Source organism: Streptomyces sp. NPDC101152 (assembly GCF_044768275.1).
Lineage (GTDB): Bacteria > Actinomycetota > Actinomycetes > Streptomycetales > Streptomycetaceae > Streptomyces.
Genome location: NZ_JBIWPO010000045.1, coordinates 44031 through 62641 on the forward strand (window position 1 = coordinate 44031; position 18611 = coordinate 62641).

At 68.8% G+C, this 18611-nt stretch carries 16 protein-coding genes and 1 pseudogene; 6 read left to right on the forward strand and 11 right to left on the reverse strand.

From position 1 onward, the window contains the following. Positions 1 to 25 precede the first annotated feature (25 nt). The 3 genes from ACIRVK_RS36120 to ACIRVK_RS36130 all read right to left on the reverse strand — a co-directional run bounded on the left by ACIRVK_RS36120 (position 26) and on the right by ACIRVK_RS36130 (position 3518). Positions 26 to 1663, reverse strand: a complete 1638-nt coding sequence (locus ACIRVK_RS36120; RefSeq protein ID WP_404254777.1) for a transporter — start codon at positions 1661 to 1663, stop codon at positions 26 to 28. Between the two features lie 10 nt (positions 1664 to 1673). After that, entirely contained in the window at positions 1674 to 1895 is a 222-nt protein-coding gene (locus ACIRVK_RS36125; RefSeq protein ID WP_404254747.1) for a hypothetical protein, read from the reverse strand. Positions 1896 to 2552: 657 nt separating this feature from the next. After that, positions 2553 to 3518 carry a LysR family transcriptional regulator gene (locus ACIRVK_RS36130; RefSeq protein ID WP_404254749.1) on the reverse strand — a complete coding sequence of 322 codons (966 nt, stop codon included), beginning with the start codon at positions 3516 to 3518 and terminating at the stop codon, positions 2553 to 2555. A gap of 124 nt (positions 3519 to 3642) precedes the next feature. On the opposite strand from ACIRVK_RS36130, the gene ACIRVK_RS36135 reads away from it, so the two are divergent. Both ACIRVK_RS36135 and ACIRVK_RS36140 read left to right on the forward strand, forming a co-directional pair. Continuing rightward, a complete protein-coding gene (locus ACIRVK_RS36135; protein ID WP_404254751.1) occupies positions 3643 to 4803 on the forward strand; it encodes an iron-containing alcohol dehydrogenase in 1161 nt (386 codons plus the stop codon). 60 nt (positions 4804 to 4863) lie between these two features. Beyond that, positions 4864 to 5874: an enoyl-CoA hydratase/isomerase family protein gene (locus ACIRVK_RS36140; RefSeq protein WP_404254753.1), complete on the forward strand. Its 1011-nt coding sequence runs from the start codon at positions 4864 to 4866 to the stop codon at positions 5872 to 5874. Positions 5875 to 6266: 392 nt separating this feature from the next. On the opposite strand, the gene ACIRVK_RS36145 is transcribed toward ACIRVK_RS36140, so the two are convergent. Then, entirely contained in the window at positions 6267 to 7280 is a 1014-nt protein-coding gene (locus ACIRVK_RS36145) for an NADP-dependent oxidoreductase (RefSeq protein WP_404254755.1), read from the reverse strand. A 159-nt stretch (positions 7281 to 7439) separates the two neighbouring features. Here ACIRVK_RS36145 and ACIRVK_RS36150 point away from each other — a divergent pair, with 159 nt between their 5' ends. After that, entirely contained in the window at positions 7440 to 7949 is a 510-nt protein-coding gene (locus ACIRVK_RS36150; protein WP_404254757.1) for a winged helix-turn-helix transcriptional regulator, read from the forward strand. 35 nt (positions 7950 to 7984) lie between these two features. Here ACIRVK_RS36150 and ACIRVK_RS36155 read toward each other — a convergent pair whose 3' ends face one another. The 5 genes and pseudogenes from ACIRVK_RS36155 to ACIRVK_RS36175 all read right to left on the reverse strand — a co-directional run. Further along, positions 7985 to 8278 carry a CGNR zinc finger domain-containing protein gene (locus tag ACIRVK_RS36155; protein WP_404254759.1) on the reverse strand — a complete coding sequence of 98 codons (294 nt, stop codon included), beginning with the start codon at positions 8276 to 8278 and terminating at the stop codon, positions 7985 to 7987. A 192-nt stretch (positions 8279 to 8470) separates the two neighbouring features. Then, the gene (locus tag ACIRVK_RS36160) at positions 8471 to 9718 is read right to left on the reverse strand and encodes an NADH:flavin oxidoreductase/NADH oxidase family protein (protein WP_404254761.1); all 1248 of its coding nucleotides are present in this window, start codon (positions 9716 to 9718) and stop codon (positions 8471 to 8473) included. Positions 9719 to 9800: 82 nt separating this feature from the next. Beyond that, positions 9801 to 11270 (reverse strand): amidase, encoded by a 1470-nt coding sequence (locus ACIRVK_RS36165; protein WP_404254763.1) that lies wholly within the window; start codon positions 11268 to 11270, stop codon positions 9801 to 9803. 236 nt (positions 11271 to 11506) lie between these two features. Then, a complete protein-coding gene (locus ACIRVK_RS36170) occupies positions 11507 to 12376 on the reverse strand; it encodes an alpha/beta fold hydrolase (protein WP_404254765.1) in 870 nt (289 codons plus the stop codon). A gap of 557 nt (positions 12377 to 12933) precedes the next feature. Beyond that, positions 12934 to 13506: pseudogene (locus ACIRVK_RS36175) on the reverse strand (TetR/AcrR family transcriptional regulator); the annotation flags it as partial. A 363-nt stretch (positions 13507 to 13869) separates the two neighbouring features. On the opposite strand from ACIRVK_RS36175, the gene ACIRVK_RS36180 reads away from it, so the two are divergent. Together ACIRVK_RS36180 and ACIRVK_RS36185 are read left to right on the forward strand one after the other, a co-directional pair. After that, a complete protein-coding gene (locus ACIRVK_RS36180) occupies positions 13870 to 14736 on the forward strand; it encodes an alpha/beta fold hydrolase (RefSeq protein WP_404254767.1) in 867 nt (288 codons plus the stop codon). Positions 14737 to 14934: 198 nt separating this feature from the next. Next, the gene (locus ACIRVK_RS36185; RefSeq protein WP_404254769.1) at positions 14935 to 15306 is read left to right on the forward strand and encodes a winged helix-turn-helix transcriptional regulator; all 372 of its coding nucleotides are present in this window, start codon (positions 14935 to 14937) and stop codon (positions 15304 to 15306) included. A 16-nt stretch (positions 15307 to 15322) separates the two neighbouring features. Here ACIRVK_RS36185 and ACIRVK_RS36190 read toward each other — a convergent pair whose 3' ends face one another. Beyond that, positions 15323 to 15928: a CGNR zinc finger domain-containing protein gene (locus ACIRVK_RS36190; protein ID WP_404254771.1), complete on the reverse strand. Its 606-nt coding sequence runs from the start codon at positions 15926 to 15928 to the stop codon at positions 15323 to 15325. Between the two features lie 65 nt (positions 15929 to 15993). Between ACIRVK_RS36190 and ACIRVK_RS36195 the strand changes: the two genes are divergently transcribed. After that, a complete protein-coding gene (locus tag ACIRVK_RS36195; RefSeq protein WP_404254773.1) occupies positions 15994 to 16866 on the forward strand; it encodes an alpha/beta fold hydrolase in 873 nt (290 codons plus the stop codon). A gap of 175 nt (positions 16867 to 17041) precedes the next feature. Here the strand turns inward: ACIRVK_RS36195 and ACIRVK_RS36200 are convergent, their stop codons facing one another. Next, positions 17042 to 18490 carry a DHA2 family efflux MFS transporter permease subunit gene (locus ACIRVK_RS36200; protein WP_404254775.1) on the reverse strand — a complete coding sequence of 483 codons (1449 nt, stop codon included), beginning with the start codon at positions 18488 to 18490 and terminating at the stop codon, positions 17042 to 17044. Positions 18491 to 18611: the final 121 nt, after the last annotated feature.

Below are 18611 nucleotides of genomic sequence, written 5' to 3' on the forward strand. Positions count from 1 at the left end.
CGGTACAGGCTGCGACGCGGAACACCTACCGCTGAGAATCAGCGGCCTGAGGCCCCGCTGTCCTTCCCGTCAGGATTCTGTACTGCATGTGACGGAACTCGAGTTCGGAACCTGCGGGCGAGCTGATGCTGCCGAGCCACCCGAGGATGAACGCCGCAGGTACGGAAACCAGGCCTGGAGTCTGGAACGGATACCAGTTGAAACTCGCTTCCGGCCACAGTGCGAACTCGGTTCCCGAGACGATGGGCGAGAAGACTGTGAGGATGATGCAGAGCAGCAGTCCTCCGTAAACGGACCACAGCAGTCCTCTGCGGTTGAACCGGTGCCAGAAGAACGAATAGATCAACGCGGGGAAGATGCAGGACGCCGCAACGCTTATCGAGAAGGCGACCAGGAAATCAGTCGGATACCGGTGGATGGCGGCGGCCAGTGAAAGGCCCACCGCGCACACGATGACGGCGGCCACGCGCAGTGCCCGCACCTCCCCGGTCTCGGTGCGGCGGAGCTTGCCTCGCGCGAACACGTCGTGGGCGAAGGAGACGGCGGCGGCGAAGGTCACACTGGACACGGTCGTGAGCACGGTGAGGAAGACGACGCACGCAATGACGGTGATCAGCGGGACGCGTCCTGTCGAGCCGTCACCGAGTACGCCCGAGGCCAGCTGGATCAGGGACGACTGCCCGGTGGCGTCGACCGCCCGGATGCCGTTCGCACCCACCACGGCCGCTGCCGCGAAGCCGGTGGTGATCAGGAGGAGGACGAAGGCACCGACCAGCCCCGTGGCGATGCTCACGGACCGCCGTGCCGTGCGCCCGGTCCGGGACGCGCCGATCCGCAGGAGCTGGTGAGGCATGACGGCCGTACCGAGAATGAAGACTATGTGATTGCCGAATGTGTTGAGCGCCCCGAGCGTTGCCGTGTAGGGCCAGAATCCCGGCCTCAGATAGTCGTCCGGCGTCAGGCTCTTGTCCACCGCGGTGGAGAGCAGGGATCCGGGATCCCAGTCGGATTTCCTGAGGGCCAGCAATGTGATCACCGCAAGTACGAAAAAAGTGATCGGCACTTTGGCGACGTGCATGAAACTGTTTCCCCGCAGACCCGCCACCGCGGCGAAGCAGGCGACGAGACAGCCCATCAGTATCGTGCACACCACCTGGGCTCCCTCGGCCGATGTGCCGATCAGGAGAGCCGTGCTGCTGCCGGCGACACGCAGTTGGATGATGAGGAGGGGAATGGTGATGGCCAGTGTCACCGCGGTCGCGGCGATCCGGGGCCCCGAACCTGATGCCCGCAACGAGAAGAGGTCGCCGAGGGTGTAGCGACCGCTGTTGCGGATCTTCTGTGCGAGGAGCAGCAGCACACCGAGCATGATCAGAACGTCGAGGGCGTACGTGAACCCGTCGTATCCGAACAGGGCGATGCCCCCGGAGACCGTCAACAGGGTGACGATCGAGATCTGCTCGCCGGCCATGGCGAAGCCGTTGAAGACGGGGGACAGGGCCCGGTCGGCGACATAGAGCCTCTCGGGGTTGTCCTCCTCCGCCGTGGCAAGCGTGAAGAGCCACAGCAGGGACACTCCGATGAAGATCAGGAAGGCGATGATCACGGGGCGTCTGGCGTCCGACCCGATGGGGTCGAGTACGCCCGAACCGAGGATGTCCATGGTCACCGCTTCACCGCCAGGACCCGTTGACGGGAGCGGCACCCGACGCTTCGGTGTGCGCCGCACCGGACGTCAGAGACTGCTCGACGGGGTCGGACAGCCGGGTGCTTCGCGCCTCGTACAGCCAGGCAGTGGCGACGAAGAGCCCACACTGCAGGATGCCCCACACCATGCCGAGAGTGATCTCCCCGTGCACCCGCACCGCGGGCACGCCGGTGAAGCACGACAGCACGGTGCCTACGGTGAAGGGGACCGCGTTGACGACGAGAAAGGCACGCTGCGCACGATGTGCCCTCTCGCGGAGGCCGTCCAGGCGCTGCAGTTGCGCGGCAGTGGTCGCGGGGCGGGGCGCGGGTGGACGGCCAGGGGGAGTCGGGGGGAGATGAGGGTGCACAAGACCTCCAGGCGATGAGGGTGGGTGACGGCGCAGCGCGGAGCGCTCCGTCGCCAGGGCGGGCAGTCCGGCCCGGCGACGGAATGGATGTGATGGGCGAGGGCAACGGGTGTGTGCGCCCCGGCGGAGCACGGCATGTGGCACAGGACGTGCTGCCGGCATCTGTCGCCACCCGTTGCACAGGGTGCTGTGTCGGGTGCCTGGCGAATCAACGCGGACGAGAAACTGGGCGCAGACTCCGAAACCCCCGCAGGGACCTCGCGAAAGCTGCGCGTGCTCAAGCCGCCGGCGCCGTGACGCGCCGTATCGTGAGCAAGAGGATCACGGACTCTGTGATGGCCTGTCAACAATCCGTGAGCTGTGTGCGGCATGTCACCATGGCAACCAGAGGCCGCGCCTTGTCTTCAGGGGCACGGCCAGGTGCGTGGGGGACCGGGTCGCCGGACAGGCGAGTGGGATCGGCAGGCGTTCAACGCACCGAAATCTCCTCGGCGTTCAACCCGGAAGCAGTTCGGCGACCCGTTCGGTGACCTCCTGCCGCAGAGCGGTCCACAGGGCGCGTACGGCGGGGTGTGTCACCGCCTCGCGGCGGACGGCCAGGGTGATGGGGAGGCGGATGTCGATCTCGTCGGCGAGCAGTCGGCGCAGTCGCGTCCGCTGGGTCAGGAAGGCGGGCAGGACGCCGATGCCGGCCCCCTGCCGGGTGGCCTCGAGTTGGGCGAAGACGTTCGTCGAGGAGAATGCCGGGGTCATTCCGGGAAGGTGGCGTTCGATGTCGAGGTCCCCGACCTGAAGCATCGACTCGATGTAGAAGACGAGCGGGTGCTCGCGCAGGTCGGCCACCGTCTCCGGCCGCCCGTACCGGGTGAGGTATTCCTCGGACGCGTAGAGCCCCAGCGTGTAGTCGGTGAGGTGCTCGGTCACCAGGCGGCTGGTGGAGGGAACGCCGATGACGAGAGCGAGATCGAAACCGGACGGGCGCAGGGCCAGCTGCCGTGTCGCGGTGATGAGTTCGGCCTGGAGCCGGGGATGCCGGCGGCGCACCCGCACCAGGGCGGGGGTGGCGAAGGCGGTGCCGAAGCCGTCGGGTGCGCTGACGCGCACTGTCCCGTGCAGGGACGGCGAGTCCTGGCCGGCCACGGTGTCGACGACGCGGTCGATGGCCTCCTCGATGGCGCGTGCGTTTTCCGAGACGACTCGTCCGATGTCCGTCAGTGTCCACCCTTCCGCGCCGCGCTCGATGAGGCGCAGGCCGAGGCGCTTTTCCAGCGCGGCGATACGACGGGAGACGGTGGTGTGGTCCACGCCGAGAGCGTCGGCGGCTGTCACCAGACGTCCGGTGCGGGACACCGCGAGCAGGTAGCGCAGATCGTCCGCGCGGAGTCTGCGCGGATCGACGGGCCGAGGCGAGCCGGCCGGCTGCGGGGCAGGATTCTCGTCCGGGGAGCGGGAGCGCACCATCCAACGGTATCTGCATTTGTGCACAGCGGGTGTGCGCCATTGGTGGTTGTCCGCACACGGCGTGGGGCCGCACAGTCGGGCCAGTGGGCGCGACGTGCCCCGCCGTTGTGCTGAAAGGGCCGCCATGGTCGCCAGCCTTTTTCTCCCGCGGATCCTGCGCGTCGGCGGCGGTGCCGCCGGCGAGCTGGGTGACGTCGTCGCAGGGCTGGGCCTGCGCCGCCCCCTGCTGGTGACGGACGCCTTCCTGTCCGGGACGGGAGCGGCGGAGCGCCTGATGGCGACGCTGAGGGATGCCGGTCTGCAGCCGTGCCTGTTCGCCGGCACCGTCCCGGATCCGACGACCGACTCGCTCGGCGCGGGCCTGACCGTCCTGCGGGAGCACGGCGCGGACTCGGTGATCGGGTTCGGCGGCGGCAGCCCGGTCGACACCGCAAAGGCGCTCGCCCTGCTGGGCGTCCAGGGCGGCCGGATGCGGGACTACAAGGCCCCGCACACCAACCTCGGCCCGGCGCTTCCGGTGATCGCGGTCCCGACGACCGCGGGCAGCGGCTCGGAGGCCACCCAGTTCACCATCGTCACCGACAGCGCCACGGACGAGAAGATGCTCTGCTCGGGGCCGGCGTTCCTGCCGGTCGCCGCCGTCGTCGACTTCGAGCTGACCCTGTCGATGCCGGCCCGGCTGACCGCCGACACCGGCGTCGACGCGCTCACCCATGCCGTCGAGGCGTATGTGAGCCGCAGGGCCAATCCCTTCAGCGACGGCCTTGCCCTGAACGCGATCCGGAGCATCGGCCGCCACCTGCGGCGCGTCTACGCCGACGGGGCGGACACCGAGGCACGCGAGGCGATGATGCTCGCCGCGACCCAGGCAGGCGTCGCCTTCTCCAACTCCAGCGTCGCGCTGGTGCACGGCATGAGCCGTCCGATCGGCGCGCACTTCCACATCGCCCACGGCCTGTCGAACGCGATGCTCTTCCCCGCGGTGACAGCGTTCTCCGTGCCCGCCGCCGAGAGCCGGTACGCCGACTGCGCCCGCGCCCTCGGAGCTGCCACCGACGGCGACAGCGACGCCGTGGCCGCCGGTAAGTTCGTGGAGGCGCTGCGGACCCTGTGCCAGGATCTTGAGGTCCCCACCCCTCAGGCACACGGCATCGACAAGGACGAGTGGTCGCGCCTGTCACTCCTCATGGCCGAACAGGCACTCGCTTCCGGATCCCCGGCCAACAACCCGGTCGTACCGACCGTGGAGGAGATCCAGGACCTCTACGCGCAGATCTACGCCTGACATCCTGCGGGTGAGGAACCGTGATGGCCACGAACGACACGGAGCACGAGATGACGGCTCATGACTGATACCGCTGCGGACGAGGTTCTCGCCGACGTGCGCCGCGGCGTCGGCCGGATCCTGCTGAACCGGCCCAAGGCGCTCAACGCCCTGACGACAGGCATGGTCGCCGCCATCGACCGTGTGCTCGCCGCGTGGGAGCACAGACCGCTGTCCGCCGTGGTGCTCGCGAGTACCAGCCCGAAGGCGTTCTGTGCGGGCGGAGACATCCGTACGATCCGCGAGTACAGCCTCGCCGGGGATGCCGAGGCCAGTGAGCGGTTCTTCTCCTCCGAGTACCGGCTCAACGCCCGGATCGCCGAGTATCCCGTGCCGGTCGTGTCGCTCATCGACGGTCTGTGCATGGGCGGCGGTCTCGGTCTGTCCGTCCACGGCGGCTTCCGCGTCGTCACCGAGCGCGCGGTGCTGGCGATGCCGGAGACCGGGATCGGATTCTTCCCGGACATCGGCGCCAGCTACTTCCTGCCGAGGCTGCCCGGCTCGATCGGCATGTACCTGGGGCTGACCGGGCACCGGCTCGACGCGGCCGACGCCCTGTACACGGGCCTGGCCACGCACTTCGTCCCCGCGGACGGGCTGGACACGGTCGGGGACGCCCTGGCCGACCACCCCGGCGAGCCGGTGGACGTCGTCCTGAACCGCCTGGCCGGCCACTCGCCGGTGGCGGAGAGCGGGCTGGCGCAGGCACGTGCGGACGTGGACCGGGCGTTCGGTGCGCCGAGCCTCGGCGAGATCGACAAACGTCTGCGCCACATCGGCACCCCCTGGGCGGCGACCGCGTCGGCCGCTCTGGAGTCCGCCTCGCCGCAGAGCCTGGAGATCACTCACGCGTTGCTGGCCGGGGGCAGGCAGCGCACGCTGCGCGAGTGCCTGGCCGCCGAACTCGCCCTCACGCGTACGACCATCCGTACGCCGGACTTCTTGGAGGGCGTCCGGGCGGCCGTGGTCGACAAGGACCGCACTCCCCGCTGGCAAGGCACCTCGCTCGACGGACGGACACCGCCGGCCTGAGCATGTCCGCCGGCGAGCAGACCACCGCCTCACACAAGGAGCCGGTCGGGCAGGCGGTGCGCGCCAAGGAGACGACAGCTGCAGCCTCCTTCGGCCGGGCTGTCACACAAGCGGGAGCACGGCGCTGCCGGTCGGCCATGCGCCCGGCGCGAGCGTCGTAAGCGGCGAGCCGTCGCCGCGTCCCGCACGGCGCGGGGCACTTCGTCTCTCCGCCTGGGCGGGCTCACACCGGCGTGGCGGTTCGTCCGCGGTCATTGATTCCACCAGTCAGCAGCAGGGCGCCGGAACACCGACAGTGCCGGTTCTTCGCGACCGTAGTCACCATCGGATCGCCGACGGCGTCATCGCTGCCGATCAGGGCGCCGGACGGAGGGGCTGCGGCCTGTAACGGCTCAGTCGTTGTCGTGCTCCATCGAGACCACGACCTTGCCGGCCTTGGTGCGGCCCTGCTCGACGTGCGCCATGGCCTCGAGTGTCTGCTCGAACGGGAAGGTGCTGTCGATGACCGGCCGGAGCTTCCCGCTGTCGTAGAGGGCGCCGAGCTTGCGCAGCTGCGAGCCGCTGGCCTGCATGAAGAAGAACTCGTAGCGCACGCCCAGCGCCTTGGCCTGCTTGCGGATCTTACGGCTGAGCGCGTTCATGACCAGACCCAGGAAGGAGGGGGCGCCGAGCTGCTTGGCGAAGGCGGCGTCCGGCGGGCCGACGACACTGATGGCCAGGCCGCCGGGCTTCAGCACGGTCAGCGACTTCTCGAGGTTCGCTCCGCCCACGGAGTCCAGTACCAGGTCGTAGCCGGACAGCAGCTTCGAGAAGTCCTCCTTGGTGTAGTCGACGACGACGTCGGCGCCGAGGCTCCTGACCAGTTCCTCGGTCGCGGTGCCCGTGGTCGTCGCCACGGTGGCTCCGAGGTGCTTGGCGAGCTGGATGACCGTCGACCCGAGGCCGCCGGCACCGGCGTGGACGAGCACCTTCTGGCCCGGCTTCACCCGTGCACGCTCGACGAGGATCTGCCAGGCGGCCAGGGCCACCAGCGGCACTGCGGCCGCCTCCTGCAGGGTGAGGGAGGCCGGCTTGGGCGCGACATCGTCCACGTCGATCGCGATGAACTCCGCGAAGCCGCCCACCCGCAAGTCACGCGGGCGGGCGTAGACCTCGTCGCCGACCTCAATGCCGTGCACGGCGGAACCGACCCGCGTCACGACGCCGGCCACGTCGTGCCCGAGCACGAACGGGGTCTTGTACTTCAGGAGCTGCTTGAACTCCCCGTTGCGGACCATCTTGTCCAGCGGGTTGATGCTGGCGGCGCTCACTTTGACCAGGACGTCGCGGTCCCCGACGGCGGGCTCGGGTACCTCCGCGGCGCGCACGCCGTCCTTGCCGTACTTCTCGACGACGAAGGCCTTCATGCCGGCCGCCTTTCTGTGTGGGTGTTCCGGTGCTCGATGTGATTCTCCGGGCAGGTCCCCCTGTGCGCCCGTTTCTCGCGTGCGGCCGGGGGAGCTGCTGGTCATGACGCTACTTGCTGAGTATGGAAAAGTAAACTCAGGAGAGGTTAGTATCACTGCATGGATGCGAGGACCGAAACTCTTCAGGAAGCCGGCAGGGACCCCCGCCTGGACCGGGACACGTCGAACTGCTCGATCGCCCGGACCCTTGAGGTGGTGGGGGAGAAGTGGACGATCCTGATCCTGCGCGAGGTCTGGTACGGCTCGTCCCGTTTCGGTGACTTCGAACGCGTCCTGGGCTGTCCTCGCAACCTCCTCGCGGCGCGGCTCAAGATGCTGGTGGAGGAAGGGATCCTGGCCACCGAGACCTACAAGGAGCCGGGCTCGCGGAGCCGGCCGAAGTACGTGATCACGTCCAAGGGCATGGACCTGGTCCCGGCCGTGATGGGGCTCCTGCAGTGGGGTGACCGCTACCGCGCGGACCCCGAGGGCCCGGCCATGCTGGCGCGCCACCGTGGATGCGGCGCGCACGTCGACGCCCAGATCCGCTGCGAACGGGGCCACGTCGTGCAGGCGGAGGACATCGAGAGCATTCCCGGCCCGGCATTTCGTCTGAGGCCCGCCGAGTGAACCGGGCGCGGTTGCGCCGGGGAATCGTGGCGGGCTCAGTCTGCCGGCGTGTGCTCACTGCGTCTGGCCCGGACCCGGTGGAGGCGGACCTTCGTGCGGTTGCCGCAGCGGGACATGCAGCACCAGCGGCGGTTGCGGGCGGGGGAGCGGTCCAGGAAGCACAGGGCGCACCTGTCCGCGCCGCAGACACGTACCCGCCGGATCTCGGCGGACAGGAGCAGGTCGACGGCGTCCTGGGCGATCAGCGTCAGCGCGGCTGAGGCATCGGTGGCGATGCTCGTGGTGCCGGCGGGCTCCGCGAGGACGGCTCGGTCTACCGTCTCGCACACCTGACCGTCTCCGGCGGAGGCGGCACGACCGTCGTCGTGGATCGGAGAGGTCGCGTCGGTCTCAGCGGGGTTCAGGCGACAGGTAGGCGCCGTTGTCGGAGCCTACGGCGAGATGCTCCGTCGGCCGGCGCAGTCTGTTGCCTGAACCCCGAGGGGCTCAGCGCGGGCTCCGACCGTTGAAGCCGCAGGGATTCACGACCCGCCTCGCTTGGCGCGGAACGAGGTGCGGCCGTTTCGCCGCACCATCGCGATGGTGGTGGCAAGGCTGCCGCGGTTCGGGTCGGGGTGCAGGCCGTTGCCGAGGCGGTGCATCTGGTCGGTGTGCCAGCTGATGTCCAGTACCCCGTCCAGGACCTTGACGTCGGTGATCTTGCCCAGCAGGGTTCTCATGCCGTAGCGCACCTGGTGTGCCGTGAGTGCCTCGGCCTGCCCTTCGAGGATGAGCCGGGCCGCGTCCGGCGTGGTGATCGCCGGCCGGCCGATGCCGACCACGTCGCATTCGCCGGCCTGTACGGCTTGCTGCATGGCATCACGGGTGCGGAATCCGCCTGTGACGGCGAGTGGGAGGTCGCCCACGAGTTCGCGAACAGTGCGGGCGTATTCCAGGAAGTACGCCTCGCGTGCCCTGGTACTGGGCGCCGCCGAGCCGCTCATCGCCATGGACTCGTAACTACCGCCGCTGACCTCGATGAGGTCGACGCCTTCGTGGGCGAGTGCGGCCAGCACGGCCTGGGACTCGTCCTCGGTGAATCCGCCCCGCTGGAAGTCCGCCGAGTTGAGTTTGACGCCCACCGCGAAGCCGGGCCCGACGCGGCCGCGGATGCGGCGGACGACCTCGAGAGCGAAACGCATCCGCCGCTCGGGATCGCCGCCCCAGCCGTCGTCGCGCCGGTTCGACAGTGGTGACAGGAACTGCGAGATGAGATAGCCGTGGGCTGCTTGCACCTGTACGCCGTTGAAGCCGGCTGCTTCGCACACGGCCGCGGCCGTGGCGAAGCGCTCGATGAGCTCCTCGATCTCGGCCGGTCGCAGTTCGCGTGGTGTCGTGGCTCCAGGCAGTTTCGTCGGGATCGGGCTGGGGGCCACCGGCGTGTGTCCCAGTGCCAGAGGATTGGCCTGGCGGCCGGGGTGGTTGAGCTGTGCCCAGATCGCACCGCCCGAGTCCTGGGCCGACTTGGCCCAGCGAGAGAGCGCGTCGAGATCACGCTCGTCCTCGATGACGATGTTGCCCGGTTCGCCGAGCTGGGTGCGATCGACCATGACGTTGCCGGTGATCATGAGGCCATAGCCGCCTCGGCTCCAGGTGGAGTACAGACGGCCGAGGCGCTCGTCGGGGGCGTTGTTCCTGTTTCCCAGCGCCTCGCTGAGCGCCGACTTCATCAGGCGGTTGGGCAGTATCTGGCCGTTGGGGAGAGTGAGGGGGGCATCCAGCGTGGTCATCGGGGCCTTCTTCGGTGTGGTCGGCGCCAGCCAGGGCGGCGGTCTGGCGCACGGTTCGTCGGCAGTGCGGGTCGGCGGATCGTCACAGGAAGGCCGGAGGGGGCTGGTAGCCCTCGAGTTCTCGGCCGAGGAGCTCGGCGAACTTGATGGTGGTGAGGTCGCCGCCGCTCGGACCCATCGCCTGGAGCCCGACGGGCAGACCGTCTCGGCCGGTTCGCACCGGGATGGTCGTCGCCGGAGAGCCGGCCACGTTGGCGATGGCGCTCCACTTGACCTGGTCCCAGTAGGGGCGAGACCGCTCGTCGACCTGGATCCGGCGTCCGAATCTGTCGATCGGTTTGTTGTGATGAGGCGGTGCCGTGGTCGGTGTGACCGGCATGAGGAGAACGTCGAAGTCCCGGAAGAACTCGGTCCACCGCTGCCGCAGCTCATGGCGTGCCACGTCCGCCTGGAGCCAGCTGTAATGGGACTGGAAGGTTCCTCGCAAGGCGTACAGCGCCTCTCCACGAGGATGCTGGACCAGACGCGCGAGGAGCGCCGTGTTGGAGGCCGCTGTCAGCCCGGATCGGTCGTAGGTGAACGCGCCGAAGAGCAGGCGCAGGAAAATGTCATGACTGGTCGCCATGTCACCGGGGAGGCCGGAGGGCCGCACCTCGACCTTCGCGCCGGCCGCCTTGAGGGCGCTCAGGGCGTCGTCCATCGCCGTGGCAACGTCGTGGTCGACGGGGCACGAGGGGTCCTCCGGCCACACCGCGACCCGGAAGCCGTCCAGTGCGCTCGCCCTGGGTGGTGCGAGGGTGTAGCTGAATCCGCCGTCACGCTCGGGCGGTCCTACCGTCGCGTGGAGGACGGGGACAAGGTCGCGCGCCTCGCGGACCTGGGCGCCCGCGCAGGCGAGATCGATCTCCCCCCACCGCCCGACACCGGGTCCGCCCGGCACGTGGCCGATGAGGGGGATGGACCGCCAGGTCGCCTTGTGCCCGTAGAGGCCGTTGAAGTGCGCCGGGATCCGGGTGGACCCGCCGATCTCCGAGCCGAAGTCGAAAGCAGTCAGCCCGGCGGCGGTAGCCACGGCGCCGCCCCCTGCGGAGCCTCCGGACGTGCGTGCGGTGTTCCACGGGTTGAGCGTTGGTCCGAAGACCGGGTTGTCCGCCTGGACGTCCTGGTTCCCCGCGGGCATGTTGGTCTTGCCGATGATCACCGCACCCGCGGCACGCAGCCGTCGCACCGCCTCGGCGTCCTGTTCCGGCACGTAGTCCCGGAGGTGGGGCCGGCCACAGACGGTGCGCAGACCGGCGGTCTCGTAGCTGTCCTTCAGCGTGATCGGCAGACCGTGCAGCGGGCCGAGTTCCGCCCCGCTCGCGCGCTTCGCGTCGGCATTCCTGGCCGCGCTCCGCGCCCGTTCGACATCGAGGGTGACGATCGCGTTGAGCGTCTGGTTGTGGGCGTCGATGCGGCTCAGATAGACCTCGAGCAGTTCCTCACTCGACACCTTGCCCGAGGCCAGCGCACTCAACTGGTCCACGGCTGACTGGAACGGGAGGTCACGCACGGGGAGCCTCGTTTCTGTAGGTGCTGATGTGGCTGGCCCTGAAGCCGAGAGGGGCTGGTGCCCCTCGTGCGGTGGGTGCCGTGGGGCGGGACATCACTCGGCCTGCTGTTTCGATTGCGCCCGGAGCGTGACGGGAAGGTGCGCCGAGCGTGCATGACGGGTTGAGGAGCGAATCCCGGTGCACGTGAGACACAGCCGGCGAATGTGAGGCCCGCTCCAACGGCATCCGATCAAGCTCAGGACCCGAGGAAGCCGAGCGCCCTCGCGACGAAGTCCTCGTTGTACTGGAAGATCCCCCCGTGGCCGGAGTCACGGTAGAGAGGGACAAGTTCGCTGTTGGGCAGACGGGCGGCCAGGTCGATCGTGTTCTGGCTGGGCACCATCCGGTCGTTCTCACCGTTGGCCACGAGGACCGGTTGGCGGATTGCCGACAGGTCCGACGGTGCCTGGCGCCCCCATCGTCTGACGGCTTTCAGCTGGGCGCGCAGCGACGGCGGCGAGACGTTCCTGTCGCGATCGTCCGTGCGCTCCTTCAGCCGTTCCACCAGGGCACGCCCGGCCTGCCGGCCGCCGGCGGTGTCGGTGAAGAAGATGGAGAGCAGCGGGTCCTGGCGGGTCAGGGCGCCCTTGATCGTGGCCTGGATGGCCAGCGCCGGGACCTTGTCGATGCCGGGCCCTCCGGCGGGGCCGGTGCCCGCGAGAATGACCTTGCGGACAAGGCGAGGTTCCTCCGCCGCGATGACCTGCGCGATGAAGCCGCCCATCGACAGGCCGAGCAGATCGACCTGGTCGAAGCCGAGGGCACGGATGAACCGCACCCCGTCGTTGGCCATCTTTTCGATCGTGTCCGGCGTGGAGCCGCCCGACCCGCCCACCCCGCGGTTTCCGAAGGTGATCACCCGGCGTCGTGCGGCGAGTCCGTCGACGACGCGCGGATCCCAGTTGTCCAGGTTTCCGGCCATGTGAATCAGGAGGATCAGCGGCACGCCCTCCTCGGGACCGAGCTGCCGATGGACGAAGTCCACCCCGTCCACGGGCACGGAGCGCGTCGGCGCGAACTTGTACGACGTTCGTGAGGGAGGTGAGGAGTTCCGCGATGCCCTCATGTCCGGGTCCTTCTGGTAGGGGTGTCAGCCGGTCTCGGCCCTCATGGTTGTTTCCGGTGTCTGCACGTGGACTGCGTGTGCTGTTCGTCCCGGGCTTCCCGACGCTGAAAAGTGCTCTGCTTCGGCAGGGCTGCCGACAGGGGGCGGCAGCCCGGTGACGAGTGCGCGCCGGGCACGTTGGTGCGGTGCTTGTCGCTCACCTCGCGTCATGGACGCAGGCGTGACGGGCTCCAGTCTTCCGCCAATTGAATTACATTCGTAATCTTAAGGGGTGGGTCGGCGGCCCGCAAGAGGAACTTTTCTCTCGTGTGTCATGTCTCGTTTGCGGATGCGGCGCCCGTCGGTGAGGCGGGTCTGCGATCGAGCGGAGCTCGCGGCTTCACGTGAAGACGCTCGACTCCTGTTGTGAGAGGTGACGAGTCGTGGGGTCAGGCAATGTGCCGGTCGGTGGCGGCGGGCGCCATCGGGCGCGGATGATCGTGCTTGCGGGGGAGCGGCTGCTGCCACGAGGGTGGGTGCGGCAGTTCGAGGTCCTCCTCCTCGTCGGGCTCATTCTCTACGCCCAGCAGATTGAGGGCGTTGCGGATGCCCTGTTCGAGGAGTTCATCGGCAAGTCGCTGGTCGGTGAGGGCTCGGGAGAGCTGCAGTGTCCCGGCCATCATGGCGTAGGCGCTCAGCGCCCTGGTGCGGGCCGAGAGCGGATCGACGGGCGCCAGGCGGGCGGCGATGCCGTCGGTGACCACAAGTACGCCGTCTGTGTAGGCCTGCTTGGTGGAGTCGGTGCAGCGCCCTATTTCGTCGAGCAGGGCAGCGGACGGGCAGCCGTCGTCAGGGCTGTTGCGGTGCCGAGCGGACAGGTACCACCGCACGATCTGTTCGAGTCCGTCGCGACCGGGTGCCGCGTGCGCGACGATGTTCGCGTTCTGTGCGTGCAGTTGGTCGGCGACGGCAGTGGCGACGAGCTCGTCCTTCGAAGCGAAGTGGGTGTAGAAGGCGCCGTTGGTCAGCCCCGCGTCCTTCATGAGCGTCGCGACGCTCGAGCCGTCGATGCCGTCCCGCTTGAGCCGGCGTCCGGCCGTCTCGATGATGCGCTGCCGGGTCACCGGCTTGTGCTCTTTCCCGTATCGCACCCCATGCTCCTTCGCTCCCCAGAAGGGCCGCTCGCCCTCCGCCTGCTCCTTCACTGTATGTTATTTCGAACGTAATTCAATGATGTCGGGCATGGACTTCGCCCACGCTCCCCGGCGAGTTCGCGGTCGGCTCGTCTTCGGGGTGCCGTGCGGGCAGGTCCGGGGCCGGTCGTGGCAGGGGGTGTGGCCGGCGGTCCTGTGTGGCGTGACTCTTGCGGCCGCATGGAATTACGATCACACTTCCAATAGTCGGCGTGATGCTGAGGGCTCAACCGGACAGGGTTGCGACTCCTGCGGGCCTTTTGCCGTTGACGAACGGACTGCAGCCGCAGTCCGGAAACCCTCATGCAGAAGGGCACGGCCGTGAACGACGTACATGGAGGACGAGGCGACACGGTGACGTCGTACAAGAATGCGCCGACCCGCACCCTCACCGCCGGGGGAGTGACCTTCGCCTACCGCGACCTCGGCCCGAAGACCGGCGTCCCGGTCATCTTCATCAACCACCTTGCCGCGGTCCTCGACAACTGGGACCCCCGGGTCGTCGACGGCATTGCCGCCAGACATCGCGTCATCACCTTCGACAACAGGGGTGTCGGCGCTTCCACCGGTTCGACGCCGAAGACCATCGAGGAGATGGCGAAGGATGCCGTCACCTTCATCCGGGGACTCGGGTTCGATCAGGTCGACCTGCACGCCTTCTCGATGGGCGGCATGATCGCCCAGGTAATCGCGCAGGACGAAGCGCAGCTGGTCCGCAAGCTGATCCTCACGGGCACCGGCCCGGCGGGCGGCGAGGGCATCAAGAAAGTGACTCGGCTGTCCCATCTCGACACCGTCCGGGCCCTGTTCACCCTCCAGGATCCGAAGCAGTTCCTCTTCTTCACCCGCACCGCGGGCGGGCGCCGAGCCGGAAAGCAGTTCCTGGCCCGTCTCAAGGAGCGCACTCACGACCGGGACAAGGCGATCTCCCTCACGTCGTACTTCGCCCAGCTCAAGGCCATCCACCGCTGGGGACTCGCGCAGCCTCAGAACCTCTCCGTCATCCGTCAGCCCGTGCTCATCGCCAACGGCGAGAGCGACAGAATGGTGCCGACGAAGAACTCATACGACCTGGCCCGGCGACTGCCGGACGCCGACCTGGTCGTCTACCCCGACGCCGGCCACGGAGGCATCTTCCAGTTCCGCGAGCAGTTCGTGGCGGAAGCCCTCGACTTCCTTGTGCGGTAGTGGGTGTCAGGGGCGTGCGGCGATGGGGTGAGTGCCAGCGCCCCTTTGGGCACCGAAGGCTGAGTATCTAAAACCAAACTCAAACTCGGTTGGACTCGCTTCCATGGATGCGTGGACCGAAGTGCCCCAAGACGCCGGCATGGACCCCGACTCGACCGGGACACGGCCAACTGCTCGATCGCGCGGACTCTTGAGATCGTGGGTGAGAAGGGGACGATACTGATCCTGCGCGAGGTGTGGTACGGCTCATCCCGCTTCGGTGACTTCGAGCGCATCCTGGGTTGTCCTCGCAACCTCCTCGCGGCGCGGCTTCGGATGCTGGTGGAAGAAGGGGTCCTGGCGAGCGAGACGTACAAGGAGCCCGGCTCACGGAGCTGGCCGAAGTATGTGCTGCTGCAGTGGGGTGACCGTTACCGCGCCGACCCCGAAGGGCCGGCCGTGGTGGCGCGACACCGTGAGTGCGGTGCGCACGTCGACGTCCAGATCCGCTGGGAAGGAGGCCACCCGGTGCAGGCCAAGGACATCGAGAGCGTCCCTGGCCCGGCCTTTCGCATGAGGTCGCCCGAGTGAGCTGAGGGCTCCTCCGTCAGCTTTCCGTGGTCTGGCCGCTCTGCCGTGTACGCGCCTGGTGGAGGCGGACCTTGGTGCGGTTGCCGCAGCGGGACATGGAGCACCAGCGGCGGTTGCGGGCCGGGGAGCGGTCCAGGAAGCGCAGCGCGCAGCGGTCCGCTCCGCAGACGCGTACGCGCCGGATCTCGGCGGACAGAAGCAGGTCGACGGCGTCTTGGGCGATGAGCGCCAGCGCGAGTGTGGGGTCGGCCGCGAGGGGCGCGGTGCCGGCGGGCTCCAGGCGGTCCTCGGTGATGACGAGTTGCAGGGCGGGTCTGGGGGCCGCCGCTGCCGATCGGTTGAGCAGCGTCACGTCGCGGGATGCGGGCAGTCGGTCGGCGGCGACCGCCATTACGGCCCGGTCGACGCTCTCGCGCAGCCGTCGGGCGGACAGGAGAATGGCTGCAGTGGCGGCGTCGGTGGTCCCCGGTGCGAGCAGACGGGCCTCCCGGAGCCAGCCCATCAGGTCGTCCGGTCCCCGGAGTGTCTCCTCGGGAGTGGTTCTCCACCGGCTCCGAAGGGTGTTGGTGAAGTCCAGGCAGACCCGTCCGCCGTCCCAGATCCACATGTCATCCGTTGCCACGGCCCCATTGTGCACGCTAGCTTAACCGTCTGAGGTGGTTAGCTCGTGTCCGGAAGGCGTACTCCATGGGACAACCGGCGGTGACGACGGGAGTGACGCAGGTGGACGGGGTGCGCCTGCACTACGTCCGGGCCGGGTCCGGTCCTCTGCTTGTGCTGCTCCATGGCTGGCCGCAGACCTCCGACTGCTGGCGGCCGGTGTTGGCGGATCTCGCCGCCGAGTACACGGTGGTGGCGCCGGACCTGCGCGGATACGGCCTGAGCGACAAGCCCACCACGGGTTACGGCAAGCGGCGTATGGCCGCCGACATGGTCGGCCTCGTCGAGGCTCTCGGCTTCGAGCGGGCCCTGGTCGTGGGCCACGACCGCGGCGCTCGCGTGGGGCACCGCTGGGCGCTGGACCGTCCGGACCAGGTGGAGCGGCTGGCCGTGCTCGACATCGTTCCCACCCGGGAGATGTTTCGCCGCCTGGACGCCTCGCTCGCCTCCGGGTACTGGCACTGGCTGTTCCACATGCAGCACGATCTGCCCGAACGCCTCGTGGGGCGCGACATCCGCGGGTATCTCGAGTACTTCTTCGAACGGTGGACCTACAACCGCCACGGACTCACAGTCGATGCGGTCGACGGCTACGTCCGTGCGTTCTCCCGCCCGGGTGCCCTGCGGGCGAGCCTGGACGACTACCGCGCCATGCAGGAGGACACCGCGCTCGACGACATCGACGCCGCGGAAGGCCGCCGCCTCACCATGCCACTGCTGGCCCTGTGGGGTTCCGAGGGGCTGCCTGCCCGCTTGCCGACGCTGGAGATCTGGCGGGACTACGCGGACGACGTCCTCGGTGCCGAGATCGCGGAGTGCGGCCACTTCATCCCGGAGGAGCAACCGAAGGCACTGTTGGCACATCTGCGGCCTTTCCTGGCCGGCAAGACGAACCAGTGACCCCCACGGTGAGGGAAACACCGCCCCTCAGCCGATCGAGCGCCGACCCGAAAGGCACGCCGTCCGAGGGGCCTCGACCACGGTGTGATGACCCCGCACGACGAACGCACCTGTAGGGCAGGGCAGTTGAGGGGCGGCCCGCCGTAACCGGCTGGGCCGCCCCTCGGTCCGGGCTTCAGTTCGCGACCGCGCCGGCCGGGGCGCTCCCCGCAGCAAGGCCGGCAGCCGAGTCGTCGGTCTTGCGCTGCCGGCGCATCAGCAACGCCACAGCCGCTGCCAGGGCGACGGCACCGGCTCCGACCCAGAGGGCCGGGGTCAGCCCGTCCACGAACTGTGAGGCGGTTCCGTAGCCGCCCTGGGCGGAGAAGACCGCGGCCAGCGACGCCACGCCGATGGCGCCGCCGACCTCGCGGATCGCGTTGTTGGCGCCGGAGGCGATGCCCTGCTCCTCCGGGCGGACGGTGCTCATGACGAGGTTGGCGCTGGGTGCGAAGAACAGGCCCATGCCGATGCCGCAGACGATCAGTGCGGGCAGTAGGTGGGTGTAGGCGACGTGCGGCTTGACGGCGATGGCCCAGAGCCCGAGGCCGACGGCGTTCAGGGCCATGCCCACGGTGACGACGGGTGCGCCGCCGATGCGGTCGGACAGTGCCCCGCCCAGCGGTCCGGCGATCATGGGCATGGCGGTCCAGGGCAGCATCCGTATGCCGGCTTCCATCGGCGAGTAGCCGCCGACGGTCTGCAGGTACTGGCTGAGCAGGAAGATCGACCCGAACATGCCCAGGAACATCAGCAGGCTGGCGGCGTTGATGGCGCTGAAGGAGCGGTGGCGGAAGAGGCGCATCGGCAGCATCGGGTGCTCGGCGCGCAGTTCGTACAGGACGAAGCCGACGAGCAGAGCCGTACCCGCGATGAAGCCGCTCAGCACCGGGGTGCTGGTCCAGCCGTCGGTGTTTCCGCGCACCAGGGCGTAGACGATGCCGAACAGACCGCCGCTGGCAAGGGCCGTGCCGACGAGGTCGAGGGTCGGGTTCGGGCCGTGGCTCTCGTCCAGCCGCAGCAGGGCGAGCGGGATCAGCGCCAGGCCGATCGGGACGTTCACCCAGAAGATCCACTGCCAGGACAGGTGCTGGGTGAGTGTGCCGCCGATGAGCGGTCCGGTGGCGACGGCGATGCCGCTGGCCGCGCCCCAGACACCCAGGGCCGCGCCGCGCCGCTCGGCGGGGACGGCGGCCGACAGCAGGGTGAGCGTCAGCGGTGTCACGATCGCGGCCCCCAAGCCCTGCGCCGCCCGCGCGGCGATCAGTTCCCCCATTCCCGGTGCGAGTGCGGCGGCGGCCGAGGCCGTGGTGAAGATCGCGAGCCCGATGGCGAAGAGCCTCCGGCGGCCGAAGCGGTCGCCGAGGGAAGCACCGAACATGAGCAACACCGCGAAGGTCAGGGTGTAGGCGCTCACTGTCCATTCGAGGTCTTCGAGGCCGCCGCCGAGGTCCTTGCGGATGGAGGGGAGGGCGGTGGTGACGATCAGGTTGTCGAGCGCGGTGATGAATCCGGCCATGCTGGTGATGGCCACGGCCCAGACGGCGCTGCTGCTCCGAACCCGCTGCTTGCCTTGCTGTTTCATGGCGTTCCTTACATTCCCTAAGCGGACACTTGGTGACGGATCAATGGACGTGGACGCCGGCGGGTGACGGCGTCGAGTGTGACGGCGGGCATCGGCGTCGAGTCGGCGCGGTGCGGGTTCC